A 2,168-nucleotide genomic window follows, 5' to 3' on the forward strand; every position below is an offset into this window, starting at 1 on the left:
GTCAGCCCGTGGGAGGCCAGGGCGCCGCTGACCGGTGGACGGCACCGAGCCGTCGCAACGGACTGAAGAAGGGGGAGGCCTCGCGGCCTCCCCCTTTTTTGCGTTTACGCGCAACATTCCTTATGCAATTAAATCAATTTAATCATCCACCGCTGAATATAGACGTTCACCGTTCTTTGGTCGGTTCTTTGTTCTCAATGGACTAATATTTGCTTTAGCGCACTGCTGCGCTTGTCCTGTTTTACACGGGTCGTTTTATTGATTGTGACGGAAGGACTCACATGGCAGATGTTCATGAGCTGCTTGATACTTGGATTGCCAATGTCAAGGACGAGGAGCTCCTCGCTGAGCTCAACACGATGAAGGAGCAGGGTGACGAAGACGCCATCACCGACGCTTTCTTCCAAGATCTCGCCTTCGGTACCGCCGGTCTACGTGGCACTATCGGTGCAGGCACTAACCGTATGAATATCTATACGGTCGGTCGCGCGACGCAGGGTTTTGCTGACTATCTCAATGCGACCTTCGAGCATCCGACGGTTGCTATCGCTCGCGATAGCCGCAATAAGGGTGAACTGTTCGTTAAGACGACGGCTGCCATTCTTGCGGCAAACGGTGTGACTGCTCTCGTGTATCCTAAGATTTCTCCCGTGCCGACGCTTTCCTGGGCCGTCCGTGACCTTAAGTGCTCCGGTGGCATTTGCATGACCGCTAGTCATAATCCAGCGCCTTATAACGGCTATAAGGCCTATGGCCCCGACGGCTGCCAGATCACCAGTGAGGCCGCCGATGCAATTTCTAGGGCTATCGCCGAGACCGATACGTTTACCGGCGTGAAGTCCATGAACTTTGATGAGGCTCTTGAGCAGGGTCTGGTTAAATGGATCGATGACTCGTGCCTCGAGCGTTATTATGACGCCGTTCTCGCCCGCGGCGTGACTAACCTTTCTGCCGAGGAGATTGCCGGCGCACCGCTTAAGCTCGTCTACACTCCGCTCAACGGCACCGGCCTCATTCCCGTCACGACGGTGCTCGAGCGCGCTGGCATCACCGATGTCACGGTTGTTCCCGAGCAGAAGGAGCCTAACGGCGATTTCCCGACCTGCCCGTATCCTAACCCCGAGATCCGTCAGGCCATGCAGAAGGGCATCGATCTCTGCGAGCAGGTTCACCCTGATCTGCTGCTCGCAACCGATCCCGACGCCGACCGTGTTGGCGTTGCCGTAAAGAATGGTGATGACTACCTGCTGCTGACCGGTAACGAGATGGGCGTCCTGCTGCTCGACTATATTTGCAAGACCCGTGCCGCCCGCGGCGAGGACCTCACCAAGAAGGTTGCCGTTACTACTATCGTTTCTTCCGCTATGGTTGACGCACTGGCCGACGAGTACGGCTTTGAGCTCCGTCGCTGCCTGACGGGCTTCAAGTACATCGGTGACATCATTACCTCGCTTTCCGATGCTGGCGAGGTCGATCGCTTTATCTTCGGTTTCGAGGAGAGCTACGGCTATCTGGCCGGCGACCACGTGCGCGACAAGGACGCGGTGAGCACTTCGCTTCTGATTTGCCAGATGGCGCAGTATTACAAGCTGCAGGGTAAGAACCTTGCCGACGCGATGCACGAGCTGTACGAGAAGTATGGCTACTATCACAATAAGACGATTTCGCTGAGCTATCCGGGCGCTGAGGGTGCGGCAAAGATGGCCGGCATCATGGCCGGTCTGCGCGAGAACCCGCCCGCGGAGCTCGCCGGTTCCAAGATTGAGGCCGTCGTGGATTACAACACCTGCGTGAACGGCCTGCCGAAGGCTAACGTCATTGAGTTCGATCTTGAGGGTGGCAACAAGGGTATTGTTCGTCCTTCCGGCACCGAGCCCAAGATCAAGCTGTACATCTTCGCTAAGGGCGCGGATGCCGCCGAGGCAGATGCAGCACTTGACGCGATCGAGGAGTCCGGTCGCAAGCTGCTGGCATAAGGTATTTAAGAGTCTATTGCTATAGATAGGCGAAAGAGGGGATCTCGGAAGCGAGGTCCCCTCCTGTTTTTAACCAGCCAGCTGAGAGTACTTATATGTGTAGGAAATGTGTACGCCCAGATTCCCGCCCGCGGGGGCCCTCCGGTCTGGCAATATATCTCCTTGCCGCGCGGCCCGGTCGGACCGGATGAG

At 56.7% G+C, this 2,168-nt stretch carries 1 protein-coding gene; it reads left to right on the forward strand.

Annotation, left to right across the window (positions count from 1 at the left end; translation table 11 throughout):
• The first annotated feature begins 281 nt into the window (after positions 1 to 281).
• Entirely contained in the window at positions 282 to 1,976 is a 1,695-nt protein-coding gene (locus I2D41_RS04815) for a phospho-sugar mutase (protein ID WP_195363710.1), read from the forward strand.
• Positions 1,977 to 2,168 lie beyond the last annotated feature (192 nt).

The sequence above is a fragment of the Collinsella aerofaciens genome (assembly GCF_015552075.1).
Classification (GTDB): domain Bacteria; phylum Actinomycetota; class Coriobacteriia; order Coriobacteriales; family Coriobacteriaceae; genus Collinsella; species Collinsella aerofaciens_Y.

Excerpts from the sequence above, each read along its gene's own strand:
- I2D41_RS04815 (WP_195363710.1), top strand. The coding sequence starts at position 282 with ATGGCAGATGTTCATGAGCTGCTTGATACTTGGATTGCCAATGTCAAG.